Origin of the sequence: Arenimonas sp. (assembly GCF_035721105.1) — a bacterium.
Lineage (GTDB): Bacteria > Pseudomonadota > Gammaproteobacteria > Xanthomonadales > Xanthomonadaceae > Arenimonas.
This window is the reverse complement of the sequence record NZ_DASTNG010000058.1, coordinates 1-16584: the sequence shown is the minus strand read 5'-3', so window position 1 is coordinate 16584 and position 16584 is coordinate 1. Positions and strand designations below refer to the sequence as shown.

At 70.6% G+C, this 16584-nt stretch carries 13 protein-coding genes and 2 riboswitches; of the genes, 2 read left to right on the top strand and 11 right to left on the bottom strand.

Annotation, left to right across the window (positions count from 1 at the left end; all coding sequences use genetic code 11):
- Nucleotides 1-943 (bottom strand): adenosylhomocysteinase (locus VFQ84_RS09400; protein ID WP_325131380.1); only part of this gene is annotated, 943 nt, incomplete at its 3' end.
- Between the two features lie 54 nt (nucleotides 944-997).
- Nucleotides 998-1085, bottom strand: a riboswitch (S-adenosyl-L-homocysteine riboswitch).
- Between the two features lie 188 nt (nucleotides 1086-1273).
- Here VFQ84_RS09400 and VFQ84_RS09395 point away from each other — a divergent pair.
- The gene (locus tag VFQ84_RS09395; RefSeq protein WP_325131379.1) at nucleotides 1274-2137 is read left to right on the top strand and encodes a hypothetical protein; all 864 of its coding nucleotides are present in this window, start codon (nucleotides 1274-1276) and stop codon (nucleotides 2135-2137) included.
- An 84-nt stretch (nucleotides 2138-2221) separates the two neighbouring features.
- On the opposite strand, the gene metK is transcribed toward VFQ84_RS09395, so the two are convergent.
- The gene (gene metK, locus VFQ84_RS09390; RefSeq protein WP_325131378.1) at nucleotides 2222-3460 is read right to left on the bottom strand and encodes a methionine adenosyltransferase; all 1239 of its coding nucleotides are present in this window, start codon (nucleotides 3458-3460) and stop codon (nucleotides 2222-2224) included.
- A 181-nt stretch (nucleotides 3461-3641) separates the two neighbouring features.
- On the opposite strand from metK, the gene VFQ84_RS09385 reads away from it, so the two are divergent.
- Nucleotides 3642-4688, top strand: a complete 1047-nt coding sequence (locus VFQ84_RS09385) for a metal-dependent hydrolase (protein WP_325131377.1) — start codon at nucleotides 3642-3644, stop codon at nucleotides 4686-4688.
- A 4-nt stretch (nucleotides 4689-4692) separates the two neighbouring features.
- Here VFQ84_RS09385 and VFQ84_RS09380 read toward each other — a convergent pair whose 3' ends face one another.
- From VFQ84_RS09380 to VFQ84_RS09340, 9 genes are all read right to left on the bottom strand, one after another.
- A complete protein-coding gene (locus VFQ84_RS09380; RefSeq protein ID WP_325131376.1) occupies nucleotides 4693-6540 on the bottom strand; it encodes a serine hydrolase in 1848 nt (615 codons plus the stop codon).
- A gap of 108 nt (nucleotides 6541-6648) precedes the next feature.
- Nucleotides 6649-7647 (bottom strand): tRNA dihydrouridine synthase DusB, encoded by a 999-nt coding sequence (dusB, locus tag VFQ84_RS09375; protein WP_325131375.1) that lies wholly within the window; start codon nucleotides 7645-7647, stop codon nucleotides 6649-6651.
- Between the two features lie 40 nt (nucleotides 7648-7687).
- Nucleotides 7688-8776 (bottom strand): PepSY-associated TM helix domain-containing protein, encoded by a 1089-nt coding sequence (locus tag VFQ84_RS09370; RefSeq protein ID WP_325131374.1) that lies wholly within the window; start codon nucleotides 8774-8776, stop codon nucleotides 7688-7690.
- An 8-nt stretch (nucleotides 8777-8784) separates the two neighbouring features.
- Nucleotides 8785-10896: a TonB-dependent receptor gene (locus VFQ84_RS09365; protein WP_325131373.1), complete on the bottom strand. Its 2112-nt coding sequence runs from the start codon at nucleotides 10894-10896 to the stop codon at nucleotides 8785-8787.
- Nucleotides 10897-11001: 105 nt separating this feature from the next.
- Nucleotides 11002-11955 carry a PfkB family carbohydrate kinase gene (locus VFQ84_RS09360; protein ID WP_325131372.1) on the bottom strand — a complete coding sequence of 318 codons (954 nt, stop codon included), beginning with the start codon at nucleotides 11953-11955 and terminating at the stop codon, nucleotides 11002-11004.
- Nucleotides 11955-13247, bottom strand: coding sequence for a NupC/NupG family nucleoside CNT transporter (locus VFQ84_RS09355; RefSeq protein WP_325131371.1), 1293 nt, complete (start codon nucleotides 13245-13247; stop codon nucleotides 11955-11957). Before VFQ84_RS09355 ends, VFQ84_RS09360 begins: the two co-directional genes overlap by 1 nt.
- 66 nt (nucleotides 13248-13313) lie before the next feature.
- Complete coding sequence (locus VFQ84_RS09350; protein WP_325131370.1) at nucleotides 13314-14447, bottom strand: GGDEF domain-containing protein; 1134 nt, start codon at nucleotides 14445-14447, stop codon at nucleotides 13314-13316.
- A 76-nt stretch (nucleotides 14448-14523) separates the two neighbouring features.
- Nucleotides 14524-15090 (bottom strand): TMEM165/GDT1 family protein, encoded by a 567-nt coding sequence (locus tag VFQ84_RS09345; protein ID WP_325131369.1) that lies wholly within the window; start codon nucleotides 15088-15090, stop codon nucleotides 14524-14526.
- 93 nt (nucleotides 15091-15183) lie between these two features.
- A riboswitch (yybP-ykoY riboswitch) is annotated at nucleotides 15184-15279 on the bottom strand.
- Nucleotides 15280-15337: 58 nt separating this feature from the next.
- Nucleotides 15338-16315: a hypothetical protein gene (locus tag VFQ84_RS09340; protein WP_325131368.1), complete on the bottom strand. Its 978-nt coding sequence runs from the start codon at nucleotides 16313-16315 to the stop codon at nucleotides 15338-15340.
- Nucleotides 16316-16584 lie beyond the last annotated feature (269 nt).

The following is a 16584-nucleotide window of genomic DNA, read 5'->3' as shown; positions in this document are numbered from 1 at the left end:
CGTAGATGTCACCGCGGCCCAGCGTGGCCTCGACCGTGTTGACCTCGAAGCCTTCCATCGCCGCCTGCAGGGCGTTGATCGGATCGATCTCGGTGACCACGACGCGCGCGCCGAAGCCACGCAGCGAACGTGCCGAGCCCTTGCCGACGTCGCCGAAGCCGCAGATGACGGCGAGCTTGCCGGCGATCATGCGATCGGTGGCGCGCTTGATGCCGTCGGCCAGCGACTCGCGGCAGCCGTAGAGGTTGTCGAACTTGGACTTGGTGACCGAGTCGTTGACGTTGATCGCCGGCACCAGCAGCTTGCCGGCCTCCAGCATCTGGTAGAGGCGGTGCACGCCGGTGGTGGTCTCTTCCGAGACGCCCTTCCAGTCCTTGACCACGTTGGTCCAGAAGCCCGGGCGCTCCTTGGCGACGCGCTTGAGCAGGTCCTTGATCACCTGCTCTTCGTGCGAGCCCGAGGGCGAGTTGACCCAGGCGGTGTCGCCCTTCTCGAGCTCATAGCCCTTGTGGATCAGCAGGGTGACGTCGCCGCCGTCGTCGACCACCAGCTCCGGGCCCTTGCCGCCCGGGAAGCTGACCGCGTCGAGGGTGCAGTCCCAGTACTCTTCCAGCGTCTCGCCCTTCCAGGCGAACACCGGGGTGCCGGTCTTGGCGATGGCCGCCGCGGCGTGGTCCTGGGTGGAGAAGATGTTGCACGACGCCCAGCGCACGTCGGCGCCGAGGTCCTTCAGGGTCTCGATCAGCACGGCCGTCTGGATGGTCATGTGCAGCGAGCCGGTGACGCGGACGCCCTTGAGCGGCTTGGCGGCGGCGTACTTCTCGCGGATCGACATCAGGCCCGGCATTTCCTGCTCGGCGATGTCGATTTCCTTGCGGCCCCAGTCGGCCAGGGACAGGTCGGCGACCTTGTAGTCGTTCTTGAGGTTTACGACAGCGTTCATGGTGTTGCTCCGTTGGTTGGCGACGCCGGCCGGGCCGGGGCCTCGGGGGTCGCTCATTAACGGGCGCGGTTGGTGCGGAACCTTCGCCGAGCCTGATCCCTTGCCCGCGATGCGGACCGGGCTTGCAGCGCCCCTCGGCGGAGGGTCCGGCGGGCCGCGGGGCGGCTGCCGGGGGTGCGGGTCCTTTCAGACCGGCCGCCATTGTATCGCCAGTTCGCGATGGAGGGATGAACGTCGGCTCCCGGCGCCGCCCCCGCGGCCGGGGCGGGCTGTTGGCGCGGCGCGGACTGGCGCTAACATCCGGGCTCCCACCCTGGAGCCCTTGCCTGCATGTCGCGGATTTCCATCGATGAACTGGTGTTGCTGGATGACGAATCGCTGGGCGAGGCCGGCTGCGTGGTGGACTGGCGCTCGGCGGAGGACGAAGTGGTGGAGGCGTTCGCCGAGCGGCTCGATCCCGAGGATGCGCTGGCCTGGACCGAAGCGGACGGCCGCGTGACGCCCGTTTACCGGGGTGTCGCCCATCCGGTGCCGCTGACCCTGACCGGGAGCGACCGCTACGTCATGATCTTCTCGATCATGGAGCTGATCCGTGACAAGTACACCGTGTTCCGGGACGCCGATGCCGACGGTGACACCCACGTGTTCCACGTGCTCCGCAACGACGAGGCGGAAGACCTGGCGCGGCGGCATCCCCAGTGGATGCGAAAGCACCTGGAGGCGCTGGTGCCCGGCGTGGACGGCTTCAGTGGCCTGGACGTGCCGTGGCTGGGGCATGAGGACCACGCGCCCGATTTCGCGGCCAAGCGCCGCAAGCTGGACCAGGACATGGGCCACTACCTGCAGGGCGCGAGGCGCGAGATGGAAGCCATTGCCGCCGAGGCCATGTTCGGGCGTCGGCCGGAGGCGTCGGAGCGGATGCTGCCGCGGCAATGGGCCGCGGCGGCGGCCTACGGGGTGGGCGCCGTGCTGTTCGGCCTCGCGGCCACCTCGGGCCTGGCGGGCGCGGCCAAAGCGATCGGCGCGCTGTGGTTCACGACGGGATTGCTGGCCGTCTCGGCCATCTACCACCTGGCCCTGGTCCGGCGGATGCGCCGCACCGGCTGGCGTCCGGCGGTGTGGGTGCGGGTGGTGCCGGGGGCGGTGATCGTGCTGCTGATGTTCCTGGCGCCCCAGCTCTTGCGGGGTGGGTGAGGGGCTGGAACGAGAACGGGCCGCTTTCGCGGCCCGTCCCCTCTCCCCAGCCCTCTCCCGCGAGGGGAGAGGGGTCCGGGAGGCTTACTTCTTCTTCTTGGCGACGACCGGCTTGTCGAGGCCGGCGGCCTTGCGCAGGGCGTCGGCCTTGTCCGTCTTCTCCCAGGAGAAGGCGGTGGCGGTGTGCTTCTTGCCCTTGCCGTCGGTGTAGGTCACCTGGAACGGCTTGCGGCCGAAGTGGCCGTACGAGGCGGTGAGGCGATAGATCGGGTGCAGCAGGTCCAGCATCTTGGTGATGCCGTACGGGCGCAGGTCGAACTGCTGGCGGATCAGCTTCTCGATCTTGTCGTCGGCGATCTTGCCGGTGCCGAAGGTGGTGACCGAGATCGAGGTCGGCTCGGCCACGCCGATCGCGTAGCTGACCTGCACTTCGCACTTGTCGGCCAGGCCGGCGGCCACGATGTTCTTGGCCACGTAGCGCGCCGCGTAGGCGGCCGAACGGTCGACCTTGGACGGATCCTTGCCCGAGAACGCGCCGCCGCCGTGGCGGGCCATGCCGCCGTAGGTGTCGACGATGATCTTGCGGCCGGTCAGGCCGGCGTCGCCCACCGGGCCGCCGATCACGAAGTTGCCGGTCGGGTTGATGTGGATCTTCGACTTCGGCAGCGCCTTCAGCCACGCCTTCGGCAGCACGGGCTCGAGGATGTGCTTCATGACGCCGGCGACGATGTCCTTGTGCTTGACGTTCGGGTCGTGCTGGGTCGACAGCACCACGGCGTCGAGGCCGACGATCTTGTCGTTCTCGTAGCGCAGGGTGACCTGGCTCTTGGCGTCCGGGCGCAGCCACTTGAGCTTGCCGGACTTGCGGACCTTGGCCTGCTGCTCGACCAGGCGGTGCGCGTAGTAGATCGCGGCCGGCATGTACTCCGGCGCCTCGTTGCAGGCGTAGCCGAACATCAGGCCCTGGTCGCCCGCGCCCTGGTCTTCCGGCTTCTTGCGGTCCACGCCCTGGTTGATGTCGGGCGACTGCTTGCCAATCATGTTGACGATGGCGCAGGTGTGGCCGTCGAAGCCGACGTTCGAGTTGTCGTAGCCGATGTCGTTGATGACGCCGCGGGCCAGCGCCTCGATGTCGACCCAGGCGGTGGTGGTGATCTCGCCGGCGACGATGGCGGCGCCGGTCTTCACCAGCGTCTCGCAGGCCACGCGGGCCTTCGGGTCCTGGGTCAGGATCGCGTCCAGCACCGCATCGGAAATCTGGTCGGCCATCTTGTCCGGGTGGCCTTCGGAGACCGACTCGGAGGTGAAGAGGTAGCTGGACATCGTGGCTTATATCCCTTGATTGAGATGAAAGGATGGGTGGGGGCCGGCATGATACACGCCCGGACCCCGGGGTGCATCCTGCGCCCACCCATGTTGCACCCGGGTTAAGCCATCTGTCACGGCGGCGGGCCGCGTCTTCCGGTCACGCCGGGGCGACATCGGCGTCGGCTAGGATCGCGGCATGGACTCCCTTTCCCAGATCGTACTGGGCGGCGCGCTCGCCGCCGCCGTCGCCCCGGCCGGCCATCGTCGCGCCGCCCTGCTCGCTGGCGCCGCGCTGGGCACGCTGCCCGACCTCGACTCGTTCGTGATGCTGCCCCTGGACCTGGACCCGGTCGACATGATGACCTGGCACCGCGGCCCCTCGCATTCGCTGTTCGTGCTGCTGCCGCTGGCCGCGCTGATCTGGGCCGGCTTCCGCGCGCTGGGCGGGCGGGTGGCGCAGGCGCCGGGGCGCTGGTTCCTGGCGATCGCACTGGCCCTGGCCACGCATCCGGTGCTGGACGCGTTCACGGTCTACGGCACCCAGCTCTGGTGGCCGATCCCGGTGTCGCCGGCGATGTGGTCGAGCCTGTTCATCATCGACCCGCTGTACACGCTGCCGCTGCTGGTGGCCTGCGTGCTGGCCTGGCGCTGGCGCGAGCGGGACGCGGCGCGCCGCGCGCTGGTCGTGGGCCTGGCCCTGAGCACGGCCTACATCGGCTGGTCCCTGGCCGCGAAGACGCTGGTGGACCGCCAGGCGGAACGGACGCTGGCGGGCATGGGCCTCCGGGATGCCCCGCGCTTCTCGGTGCCGATGCCGTTCAACACGCTGCTCTGGCGGGTGGTGGTGATGACGCCCGACGGCTTCCTCGAGGGCGAGCGGTCGCTGGTGGCGGATACGGGGCCGATGGTGTTCCGTGCGTATTCGTCCGACGCCCAGGCGCTGGAACGTGTCGGCGAATTCGCCGCGGTGAAGCGACTGCATTGGTTCAACCACGGCTTCATGAAGGCGGAGGTGCGCGAGCGCCAGCTGGTGCTGAGCGACCTGCGGATGGGCGCCGAGCCGGACTACAGCTTCCGCTTCGTCGTCGCCGAGCGCGAGGGCCTGGGCTGGCGCGAGATCCCGCCCCGGCAGATCGACTGGCCCTGGGAAGCGAGCCGGCGGCTGTCGCAGATGTGGCAGCGGATCTGGGAGGCGCCGCCCGCGCCCGGCGAGGACGGGGCGGCGACCCAGGCCGTGCGCTAGCCGGTCAGAACAGGTTGATCGCCGGCCACGCGCTGACGTCGTCGGCGATGGCGTTCATCATGTCGTTCATCGCGGCGGTGCTGTCGTTGTTGCTGTTGCTGGCGGCGACGAGGCCGAAGCCGTCGCTGCGACGGCGGTAGATGGACGTGGTGCCACTCATCTCGCCGTAGTGGGAGTAGGGCGTGCCCAGCCAGCTTTCGTGCTTCATGAAGCGCAGCAGGTCGACCGGGCGGGCGATCCAGCCGCCGTGCGAATCGAAGCGCCGCGGCTTGACGCTGGAATAGGCGCCGCCCCCGTAATACACGACTTCGTCCGACTTGCGGTCGGCCAGCTTGTCGCCGCCGATCACGATGTCGCCGGCGCCGGCGGGCTTGAGCAGCGCGTCGCGCACGTAGGCCTCGTAGGACTTGCCCGACCGCGCCTCGATCACCCGGCCCAGCAGGCAGTAGCCGAAGTTCGAGTACATGTCCTCGCTCTTCAGGCCGGCCGGCGTGGTGCCCGGCGTGTAGCCGAGCGGGTACTGGCCGAGCGCCCAGTTGATGAGGCCGGCGTGGTCGGTGCCGGTGTAGGCGAACATCGGGTCGCTGCCGTTGCCGTCCTTGTCGATGCGGCGGAAGCCGGCGCGATGGCGGATCAGGTGGTCGATCGTGATGTCTTCGATGTCCGGGTTGTTGGACGGCGTGGCGAAGGTGCCGCCGAGCACGCTGCCCGGGCCGAACACGCGGTCGGAGGTGTTGAGCGTGGTGTCGTTGGCCAGCTTCAGCACCGCGGCATGGGTGATCGGCTTGGACACGCTGGCGATGCGGAAGCGGTGCATCGGGCTGACCGGCATGCCGCTGTCCTTGTCGGCGACGCCGAAACCGGCGGCGTAGACCAGCTTCTCGTCGCGCATGATCGCGATCGACAGGCCGGGCATGTCGTTGGCGCGCATGTAGGCGCGGGCCTTGTTCTCGATCAGCGCCAGGTCCTGGCCGGAGAAGGTGGTGTTGCGCCACAGCGCGTTGAAGCGCACGCCGTCGGCGCCGTTGAAGGCCTCGACGTAGTCCGGCTCGAAGGACTGGTAGCGGTGGTTGTCGAACACGGCCTGGTAGTGCGCCGCCGGGATGCCGTGGCGCGCCGACAGCAGCGGGCCGCCGGCCTTGGTCCAGATCGCGGCGTAGCGGTCGCTGCCGCCGTCGCGGTAGCCGCTGACCACGCTCAGCCGGTAGCCCTGGCGGTTGAACTGGTCGAACGCCGCCTGGTACTGCGCCGGGGTCAGGCCATGGCGCGCGACCCAGGCCGGGCCGCCCTTCTCGAAGATCGCGGCGAAGCGCGGCGTGTTGCCGACCGTGTAGGCGCTGACGTGGGCGAGGGAATAACCCTTGCCGACGAACTCATCGACGGCCGCCTGGTACTGCGCGCCGTTGAGGCCGTGGCGCGCGACCGAGTCCGGGCCGCGGCCCTTGCTCCAGATCGCCGCGTAGCGCGCCTCGTTGCCGATCGCGTAGCCGTTGACGAAGGTGAGGCGGTAGCCCTGCTGGCTGAAGCTGTTGAACGCCGCCTGGTACTGCTCGGCGGTGAGGCCGTGGCGCGCGGCCCAGGCCGGGCCGGCCTGCTTCTTCCAGACCGCGGCATAGCGGGCCTGGCCGCGGCCGCCGTCGTAGCCACTGATCGACACCAGGCGATAGCCCTTGCCGGAAAAACCCTCGAAGGCGTCCTGGTACTGCGCGGCGGTGAGGCCATGGCGCGCGACCCAGTCGGCGGCGAAGGCGGGCACCGACGCCAGCAGCATCAGCGCGGCGGCGACGAGCAGGGCCCAGCGCGTCGACGGACGGCGCGGCGCAGTGGCCTGTGGGGGGAGGGAACGAGTCATGGGTGGCTCCATCAGAGGGGAACAGGATGCGCCCGTCGCGATCGTGCGCCCTGATTCCAACGGCACCCGGCGCGATGACCGGCCTCCCGCGGTGCAGCATCGTTCAGCTCAGGCGGCCGGCGCGGCGTCCCAGGCGACGCCGGCGACCAGCGCGTCGAAGTAGTCGCGGGTCAGGCGCAGCTGGCCCTGCATGTCGTCGGCGCGGTTGACGACGGCGCGGAAGGCGGCGTTTTCCGGACGATCCTTCGCGTACCAGCCCAGGTGCTTGCGGGCGATGCGCACGCCGGCGACTTCGCCGTAGAAGTCGTGCAGGTGGGCCAGGTGGCCCAGCAGCACGTCGCGCACTTCGGCAAGGCTTGGCTCGGGCAGCTTCTCGCCGGTGGCCAGGTAGTGCGCGATCTCGCGGAAGATCCACGGCCGTCCCTGCGCCGCGCGGCCCACCATCACCGCGTCGGCGCCGGTGTGCCGCAGCACGATGGCCGCCTTTTCAGGCGAATCGATATCGCCGTTGGCCAGCACCGGGATGCGCAGCGCCGCCTTCACTTCGGCGATGGTGTCGTACTCGGCGTGGCCGGTGTAGTGCTGGTCGCGCGTGCGTCCGTGCACCGCCAGCGACGCGATGCCGCTGTCCTCGGCGATGCGGGCGATGCGCAGCGCGTTCTTCTGGTCGGCGGCCCAGCCGGTGCGGATCTTGAGCGTCACCGGCACGTCGACCGCGGCGACCACGGCCGACAGGATGCGCGCCACCAGCGCCTCGTCGCGCATCAGCGCCGAGCCGGCCCAGGTGTTGCAGACCTTCTTGGCCGGGCAGCCCATGTTGATGTCGATCAGCTGGGCGCCGTGGTCGACGTTGTAGCGGGCGGCCTCGGCCAGCATCGCCGGGTCGGTGCCGGCGATCTGCACGCTGATCGGGTCGGGCTCGCCGGCGTGGTCCATGCGGTGCAGGGACTTGTTGGTGTGCCAGAACTTCGGGTTCGAGATCGTCATCTCGGACACGCACAGGCCCGCGCCCAGGCGCTTGCACAGCATCCGGAACGGCTTGTCGGTGACGCCGGCCATCGGGGCCAGCACCACGCGGGGTTCGATGCGGTGGGGGCCGATCTGCATGGGGCGGCATTCTAGCCGCCCCGCGGCGGGGCTGCCGGGCTCAGCGGCCGGCGCGTCGCCGGCGCCAGAACAGGAAGCCCGTGATCAACAGGAACAGGGGCAGGCATCCGGCGATGAGCAGTGCGATCTTCATTCCCGGTCCGCCGACGGCGGCCACGTGCAGCGGATAGATGGCATGGCTCAGGCGCGCGCCGGGTCGGTCGGCGGTGGCGTCGTGGCGCAGCAGGACCTCCCGGCCGTCACGGCTCACGCCCACCACGCTCCGCCCCACCGGATGCCATTCGCCCTCGGCCTGCGCCCGGAACGTCAGCGAGGTCGCATCGGGCGCCGGCGCCGAGATGCGCGCCAGCCGTGCGCCCGGCAGCGCCGTGTCCGCCGTGGCCAGCACGGCCCGCCAGTCAGGCTCGCCCGGCGCGGCGGCGCCTGCAGCGGCCACCGGGGCGGGGTGTTCGCCCAGCGCGGCCACCAGCACCGTGCGGAAGGCGTTGGGATAGACCATGCCCACGCCCGTCAGCGTCGCCAGGCCCAGCAGCGGCAATGCCAGTACACCGCTGCTCCGGTGCCAGCTCAGCCAGCGCCGCACCGGCGGACCGGCGTGCCAGCGCAGCTGGGCCAGCATGCGACCGCGCTTGGGCCACCACAGATAGAGACCGCTCGCCAGCAGTCCCAGCGACATCCAGCCGACGATGCCCAGGACTGCTTTTCCGGTCGGGCCGCCCAACAGTTCGACGTGCCAGTGGTGCAGCCACATCAGCCAGTCGTCCTGGTGGCTGCGCAGCAGCAGCAGGCGGCCGTCTTCCGGCGCGAAGTAAGCGCGGCGACCATCGGCGAGATAGCCCTGCCAGACCGGCAGGCCCTCCCGCGGCAGGTCCAGTGCGGTCAGGCCGCGGGGCTGCCACTCGGTAAGCAGCCGCCCCATCACCGCGCCGTCGGCGACGGGCGAATGCTCCGCCAGCACCGGCCGCGTGGCGACCAGCAACTCGGTGTGGAAGACCAGCACCGAGCCCGCCAGCGACACCAGCGCGAACACGGTGCCGACCGCCAGCCCCACCCACAGGTGCAGCCACGCCAGCGCCGACCGCAGGCGCGGTCGGTTACCCCGGGCGGAGACGCGGGCGCCGTCCGGCATCGCCGGCGTCAGAAGCGATGCGACCAGGCCACGCTGAGCACGCGGCCGCGGCCGGCCACGTAGTCATCGTTCGACGGCGTGGTCTGGGAGTAGTAGCTCACGTACTGCTCGCCGAGCAGGTTCTCGAGGCCCACCGCCAGCTGGCCGCGCGGGAGCGCGATCGTCGCCTGGAGGTCGACGGTCGTGTAGCCCTCGAAGGAGGCGACGCGGGTGCCAAAGCGCTCGAACTCACGATCCCTGGCCTGGCTGGCCTGCAGGCGGGTGGCCAGCACGTCGTTCCAGCGACGCTCCCAGAACAGGGTGGCGCGATCCGGGCTGATGTTGATCCCCTCGAGGTCGGTGTCGACCGCGCCATCCTGGTTGCGGTCGTATCGGCCCTCGGTGCGGGCATAGGCCACGCCGATGCGGTCGCCCGGCGACAGCCGCAGGGCCAGGTTGCCCTCGACGCCGCGGATCTCGGTGCGCTGGCGACGTACGTTGTAGTTGTCGGTGGCCGGGTCGTAGACAAGCAGCGAGCCCAAGTCGGACTCGGAGCGGTACGCGGCCAGGTGGGCGCTCCAGCGGCCGTCGTCGTAGTCCAGGCCAATCTCCTGGTTATCGGCCACCACCGGCGAGAGGTCGACCAGGCGGTCGACGTCCTGCCCGGGCACGTTGATCGCGCGCAGCACGCGGCCGATGTCGGCCACCGTGTATCCCTCGGCGTAGGAGCCATAGAGAGTGAGTGCGTCGGTGGCTTGCCAGACGATGCCGACGTTGGCCAGGGTCTCGCTTGTTTCTGGCTGGCCACCGCCCACGCGCTGGGCGCCGTAGATGGGCAGGGTCACGTAGTCGTCCACGTCGAGCTCGCCGCGCTCATGACGCAGGCCGCCAACCAGGCGGACGTCACCCACCGTCCACTGCAGCTGCGCAAACGGCGACAGCGAAGTGTAGGTGGTTTCCGGTACCCAGGCCAGGTTGCTGGCCAGCAGGATCTGGGACGTGGTGTCTCGCTGCAGGTCGAGCCCGGCCGTGGCCTGCAGCGGGAGACCGAACAGCTCGTCGCGCGACCAGCTGAGTTTCGCGCCGACCTTCTCGGATTGGTTCTGCGACTGGTCTTGCCAGATCGAGCCCGGGTCGTTCCGGAAGAAGTCCACCCACGGGCTGGAGCCATAGCGCGCGGCGAAGTCGACCCAGAACAGCTGCGCCTGCAGGTAGCCGCCCGCGGCGTCCCGGTCGACGTAGTCCAGCGCCACCTGGCTGGAGCGGTTGCGCGGCGGATCCAGGGGCAGGTCGCCGGGCACCGAGGTGGCGGTGAGGCCGGTGCCCACGTTACCCGGCACCGAGACGTAGTTGCCTTGGCCCTCGAGCTCGTAGTGGCTGACGGTCAGCTGCAGGCGTCGCTGCTCGTCCAGGTTCCAGCCCAGCTTGGCGAACAGGTTGCTGGCGGCTGAATCCATGAGGTCGCCCTGGACGCCGTTGACGGCGATTGCGCGGCCGTCGGCGTCGTAGTGCAGGCCCTCGCGTGCGAACGAAAGCCCGCCAACCAGGTCCACCGAACCCTGGCGGGTGCCGTACAGCCAGGAGCCCCGGGTGCCGGTGCCGTCGTCCTCGCTCGGCAGGGCGCTGCTGGCGCCGAGCGACACCTCGTGGAACGCGCTGCCGGGCTGGGTCGGCGCCCGCTTGGTGATGATGTTGATGATTCCGCCGGAGGCGCCCAGCCCTTGGAGCGCGTTGGCGCCGTGGATGACCTCGATTCGCTCGATCATCGCTGGGTCGATGGTGTGTGCATCGCGGCTGCCGTCCCGCAGCGGCGTGGACTGCGGCACGCCGTCCACGAGGTAGAGCGGCTGACGGCCGCGAAGGGATTCGCCGAAACTGGTCATCTTCTGGCGCGACGGCGCGAAGGCCGGGATCAGGTTCGCCAGCACCTGCGACAGGTCGCGGGTCAGGGCAAGCTGCTGCTCGAGCTGGGCACGGTCGATGACGGTGATGGTGTTGGGGAGCGCGGCTTCGGACCAAGGCAGGCGGCTGGTGCTGGCGGACACGGTGATCTCGTCCAGCACCGTGGCGGTATCGGCGCCATGGGCGGGGAGCGAGAGCGTGCCAAGGATGGCGGCGGCGAGGAGGGCGTGGCGGGGCATTCGGGGATTCCAGGCGGTGGACCCGCGCATGGTAATAAGAATGATTCGCACTTGCAACGATTGGCCGGCTGCCGTCGCCGGCCCGTTTGCCCGCCGGCGGGCTCGTCAGTCGTCCAGGTCCGTTCGTCGGGGCATCGCCAGGGCCGCGCCGTGCCGCTCCGTGGACCGGGCTGCGAAGCGGCAGGCAAAGGCCACCGCATCGGCGAAGCAAGCCGCCGGGTCCGTGGCCAGGGCCGCGGCCAGCGCGCCGTTGAAGGCATCGCCGGCACCGGTGGTGTCGATCGCGTTGGCGGCATGGGCCGGCTGGCGGTAGCTCGTCCGGGCGTCGCCATGGCTCTGCTCGCCGTGCGAAACGAACGCGCCGGCGGCGCCGAGCGTCACCACCACGGTGGCGCGGGGCGCCAGGGCGCGGCAAAGCGCATGCAGTTCGGCGTCCGGCAGCGTCGCGAGCGCGCCGGGATCGACGTGGCGACCCTCGTGCCGGGCCAGCATGGCGGCGAACTCGGTTTCGTTCGGGGTCAGTACGTCGGCGACCGCGAGCATCGTGTCGGTGGTCGCGGCGTTGGCGGGCGCGGGGTTGAGGATGGCCAGCGCACCGGCGGCGCCGGCGGCGTCCAGCGCCGCCTGCACGGCGTCGGCGTCGACCTCGAGCTGGGCCAGCACCACGCGGGCCTCGCGGAAGGCGTCGGCCTGGTCGCGCACGAAGCCGGCGCCGAGCGCGGCGTTGGCGCCCGGGGCCACCACGATCACGTTGCGGCCGGCGGCGTCGACGAAGATGCCGGCGGTACCCGTGGCCAGCCCGGGATGCACGTCGTCGCGCAGGTCGATGCCTTCGGCCGAGGCCAGCGCCCGGGCGCCGGCGGCGGTGTCGTCGGCGCCCAGCGCGGTGATGAAGACCGTGCCTGCCCCGGCCCGTGCCGCCGCGACGGCCTGGTTGAAGCCCTTGCCGCCCGGCCCGCTGGCGAACGTGCCCAGGCGCGTGGCGCCGGGCACCGGCATTTCATCGCTGCTCCAGACGAAGTCCTGGTTGTACGAGCCGACGACCACGACCTTGGCCATCAGGCGCCGAGGCTGGTGAGGACGCCGGCGATGGTGGCGGTCATGAAGGTGGCCAGGGTGCCGCCCAGCACGGCGCGCAGGCCGAACTTGGCCAGGTCCTGGCGACGCTCGGGGGCCAGGCCGCCGATGCCGCCGATCTGGATCGCGATCGAGCTGAAGTTGGCGAAGCCGCACAGCGCGTAGGTCGCGATCAGCTTGCCCTGGTCGGTCAGCGTCACGCCCTCGACGTTGCCGTTCACGATCTCGGCCAGCTGCAGGTAGGCCACGAACTCGTTGAGCACGATCTTCTGGCCGATCAGGCCGCCGACGGTGGTGGCGTCCTGCCACGGCACGCCGATCACCCAGGCGATCGGTGCGAGCACGTAGCCCAGCAGGGTGGCCATGTCGGTCGGGCGACCGAGCATGTCGGCCAGGCCGGTGACTTCGCCGATCCAGGTCAGCGGCCAGTTCAGCATCGCGATCAGGGCGATGAAGGCCAGCAGCATGGCGCCGATGTTCAGCGCCAGGCGCAGGCCGTCGCCAGCGCCGGCGGCGGCGGCGTCGATGATGTTGCTGGTGGTCTTCTCGACCTCCATCTTCACCGTGCCGCGGGTCAGCGGGTTGCCGGTTTCCGGGATCAGCAGCTTGGCGATCACCAGGGTGGCGGGCGCCGCCATGATCGACGCGGCCAGCAGGTGCTTGGCGTAGTAGGCCGACTCGACCGGGTCGCCGCCGCCGAGCATGCCGACGTAAGCCGCCAGCACGCCGCCGGCGATGTGGGCCATGCCGCCGATCATCATGGTGATCAGTTCGGATTCGGTCATGCGGCCGATGTAGGGGCGCACGGTCAGCGGCGCCTCGGTCTGGCCGATGAAGACGCTGGCGCAGACGCTGGTGGTCTCGGCGCCGGACACCTTCATCACCTTGGTGATGGCCAGCGCCATGATGCGCACGATGAACTGCATCACGCCCAGGTGGTAGAGCACGCCCATCAGCGCCGCGAAGAAGATGATGGTGGGCAGCACCTGGAAGGCGAAGATGAAGCCGTAGGTCTCGGTGTTCATCAGGTTGCCGAAGATGAACTTCGAGCCTTCGCCGACGAAGCTGAGGATGCGGACGAAGCCGTCGCCGAGCCAGTTGAAGACGTCGCGGCCGCCCGGCACCAGCAGCACCAGCGCGGCGAAGCCGATCTGCAGGCTGATGCCGGTGAGCACCAGGCGCCAGTCCACCGCACCCCGGTTATTGGAGAACAGCCAGGCGATGAAGAGCAGGACGGACAGGCCGAACAGGCCGAAAAGAATGCTGGTGATCATTGAGCGAAGGAACCCCCGGGGCGATGCGGCAGGGTAGAGCAGGCCCCCCGCCCGGGCAAGGCGGGATCAGCCTTCGTCGCGGGCGGCCACCCGGTTGCGGCCGCCCTGCTTGGCCGCCTGCAGGCGCAGGTCGGCCCGTTTCATCAGGCCCGAGAGGTCATTGGCGTCCTGCGGGCAGCTGGCCAGGCCGGCGCTGAGGGTGAGCCGGCGCGGCTCGAAACCGGCCTCGGGCACGAAGGGCGTGGCCTCCAGCCGGCGCCGCAGGACCTCCATGCGCTCCCAGGCCGCGCCGATCGGCAGCCGCAGCAGCAGCACGAACTCCTCGCCGCCGACGCGGATCATGGGCTCCTCGCGCGCCAGTTCGCGCCGCAGCACCTTCACCGCGTGGCGCAGGGCGCGGTCGCCGGCCAGGTGGCCCAGCTCGGCGTTGATGTGGCGGAAGTTGTCGAGGTCGACCAGGGCCAGGCTCACGGTGTGGCCCTGGGCGCGGGCGTCGCGCACCAGCTGCGGCACGCGGGTGTTGAGGTAGTTGCGGTTGGGCAGGCCGGTCAGGCCGTCGGTGGCCGAGAACTGGGTCAGGCGCTGGGCGCGGAACACCACCATGGCCGTCACCAGCGTCACCGCGACCAGCAGCACCAGCCGCTGGACCTGGGTCGAGGTGCTGACGGTGCCGTAGACCGCCGACACCAGCGGCGCCTGCGCCAGCCAGGCCACGGCCGCCCAGAGCAGCGCGGTCTGGAGCAGCGCCAGCGCGCCGGCGAAGAAGGTGACGCGGACGTCGTGGCGCAGCGCGGTGGCGAAGATGGCCAGCGGATAGCAGCCCCAGACCACGGCGCTGTTCACCGCGGCCACCGGAGATTCCAGCGCCAGCAGGGCCAGCACCAGGGTCACCATGGTGATGTCGGAGGCGGCGGTGGCGATCGCCAGGCCCCGCACCCGGCGCGGCCGCCGGGCCAGGCGCAGCCACAGCATGCTCAGGCCCAGCACCAGCAGCGCGCCGGCCAGGCCGGCCAGCGATTCATGGGGCGTGCCGCCGGCCCAGTGGTTCACCAGCGGCAGCAGGAGCAGCAGGCAGGCCACGCCGACGCGCAGGTGGGCGACCAGCAGTTCGCCGCCTGCGCCGACTTCCAGCAGGATCTCGTCGGGCGGCTCGCGAAGCGAGGCCGCCAGGTCTTCGATGGTCTCGCGCAGGGTACTCACGCCGGGGGTCGTGGCCTGTCCAGAACTGCCCGGAGCATAGCCGGGCCCGCGCCGCGCTGTCAGGCCGGCGTGGGCCTCAGAGGCTAAGGCCCCGCAGCGCCACCCAAACGGCCAGGGCCGCGAACAGGGCGGCGGCGCCCCAGCGGGCCGCCTTGAGCGGCAGCTTGGCGGCGAACTTCGAGCCCAGCAGCACCACCGGCACGTTGGCCACGGCCATGCCCAGCGTGGTGCCCGCGACCACCTGCCACAGGGGCGAGTACTGCGCGGCCAGCACCACGGTCGCGACCTGGGTCTTGTCGCCGATCTCGACGATGAAGAAGGCGATGGTGGTGGCGAGGAAAGCGCCGAAGCGCGAGGCCTTCACCTCGCCCTCCTCGAGCTTGTCGGGCACCAGCGCCCACAGCGCCACGGCCGCGAACGACGCCACCACGGCCCAGCGCAGGACCTCGGGGCTGACGAAGGCGGTGATCCAGGCCCCGAGCGATCCGGCCAGCCCGTGGTTGGCCAGGGTGGCGACCAGGATGCCGGCGATGATCGGCCAGGGCTTGCGGTAGCGGGCGGCCAGCATCAGCGCGAGCAGCTGCGTCTTGTCGCCGATCTCGGCGATCGCGACGGCCAGGGTGGAGATATAGAGAGCGTCCAAAAGATGACTCCGGGGCCGGGACGCGGTTTGGACGAAGGCCGGCGCCTCGCGTCCCGGCCCGGGTTCGCGACGCGCTGGCCTTCGGTCTTGCCCGCAAAGCGTGTGCTTTGCCCGCGCACCATGGCGATCGCCAAGTATGTTGATGCGAGGCGGCCCGAAGGGCCTGGGCTACTCCCCGAAGCCAGGGAAAGCACGCAAAGGATAGCCCGATCCGGGTGTCCGGGCCACCCGGCGGGTGGCCCAGGGTTCAGCGGGGGCGGCAGATCGGGCGGTTGCTGTGAACCAGGGCGTCCTGGACCGTGAAGATGGCCGGCATCACGGTGAGGACCTGCTTCTTGAGGCCGGGGTCCACGCGGCCGCCGTAGTGATCGCGATGCCAGCGGTCGGCGAGGGCCAGCGCGCGGCGGAACTCGTCGGGCGGCAGTGACCGGAAGGGCGTGGGCGGCGTCCCGACCAGGCGTAGGGCGAGCTGCTGGTAGGCCTCCGAGAGGAAAGCGTCGTCCGGCACGACGGCGTCGCCGAGGTTGACATCGCTGTCGTGGGCCAGCGCCAGCCGGACGGGGACGGTGAGGTTGCCGCGCTCGATCTCGCGCCGCAGCAGGTCCGGGGCTTCGCGTCGCCAGGCGTCCAGCAGCGGGTCGCGGACGTGCGCCGGCCCCTGCATCTCGAACAGCACGCCTTCCGTGTACAGGCGCATGGCGTCGGGATGGCCGGCCAGCGCCGCCTGGCGAAGGTAGTGCGAGGCGCCGCCCTTGGGCGTCGGCGGCCGCTGGGCGCACTGTTCGCGGCGGGAGATCAGGCGGGCCTGGGCGCGCGCCATCTGGTCCGCCTTGTCGAGGTCACCGCGTGCCGTGGCGCTGGCTTCCTCCTGCGCCAGCTGCCCAAGCGCCTGGTCGGACGGCAGGGTTCGCATGGATTCGCAGAACATCAGCTCGACGCCGACGCGACAGGCCGCGCTGCGATCGCCGGCATCGGCGCGCGCGATCAATTCCTCGGCGACCAGCGCGAACGGCGCGTCGGCGGGCGGCAGCGGGACGGGAGCGGCGCCCGGCGCAGGCGCAGGCGTGGGCGGCGGGGGCGGCGTGTCGAGGGTTGCGCGGGTCGCGACGGCTTCATTCGCCGCCGGCGGCGCGGGCAACCGCTCCCGTTCGTTGGCAAGCCGCAGCCAGGTCAAGCACAGGGCGATGGCCAGCAGGAGCGCGAGCGCGCGGCGGGTGCGGGTCATCGGTGGGGCAGGCCTGGGGTCGCGGGGGTCCTTCAGTTAACCGTCTGCGCGCAGGCCAGGCAAGTCATCGCGCGGGGGCGCGCGCCGACGCCAGGTGAAGCGCGATGCTCGAGAAAAAGGGGTCGGAGTGAATATTTGCTTCGAACCAATAGCCACGCTGACCCCTGTCCGTGACGTCTTACCGGGATCGAATGGTCACGCCGGTGCGTTTCCGCGGGTCCCTCGCCGGCGCATCGCGGGTCAGATGGCGGCGAGGGTCTTGGGCGGTG

Coding starts and splice junctions, on each gene's coding strand:
- dusB (WP_325131375.1), bottom strand. CDS start 7,647: ATGCAGATCGGCCCCCACCGCATCGAACCCCGCGTGGTGCTGGCCCCG.
- VFQ84_RS09370 (WP_325131374.1), bottom strand. CDS start 8,776: ATGCCGGACGGCGCCCGCGTCTCCGCCCGGGGTAACCGACCGCGCCTG.
- VFQ84_RS09395 (WP_325131379.1), top strand. CDS start 1,274: ATGTCGCGGATTTCCATCGATGAACTGGTGTTGCTGGATGACGAATCG.
- VFQ84_RS09360 (WP_325131372.1), bottom strand. CDS start 11,955: ATGGCCAAGGTCGTGGTCGTCGGCTCGTACAACCAGGACTTCGTCTGG.
- VFQ84_RS09355 (WP_325131371.1), bottom strand. CDS start 13,247: ATGATCACCAGCATTCTTTTCGGCCTGTTCGGCCTGTCCGTCCTGCTC.
- VFQ84_RS09380 (WP_325131376.1), bottom strand. CDS start 6,540: ATGACTCGTTCCCTCCCCCCACAGGCCACTGCGCCGCGCCGTCCGTCG.
- VFQ84_RS09340 (WP_325131368.1), bottom strand. CDS start 16,315: ATGACCCGCACCCGCCGCGCGCTCGCGCTCCTGCTGGCCATCGCCCTG.
- metK (WP_325131378.1), bottom strand. CDS start 3,460: ATGTCCAGCTACCTCTTCACCTCCGAGTCGGTCTCCGAAGGCCACCCG.
- VFQ84_RS09385 (WP_325131377.1), top strand. CDS start 3,642: ATGGACTCCCTTTCCCAGATCGTACTGGGCGGCGCGCTCGCCGCCGCC.
- VFQ84_RS09365 (WP_325131373.1), bottom strand. CDS start 10,896: ATGCCCCGCCACGCCCTCCTCGCCGCCGCCATCCTTGGCACGCTCTCG.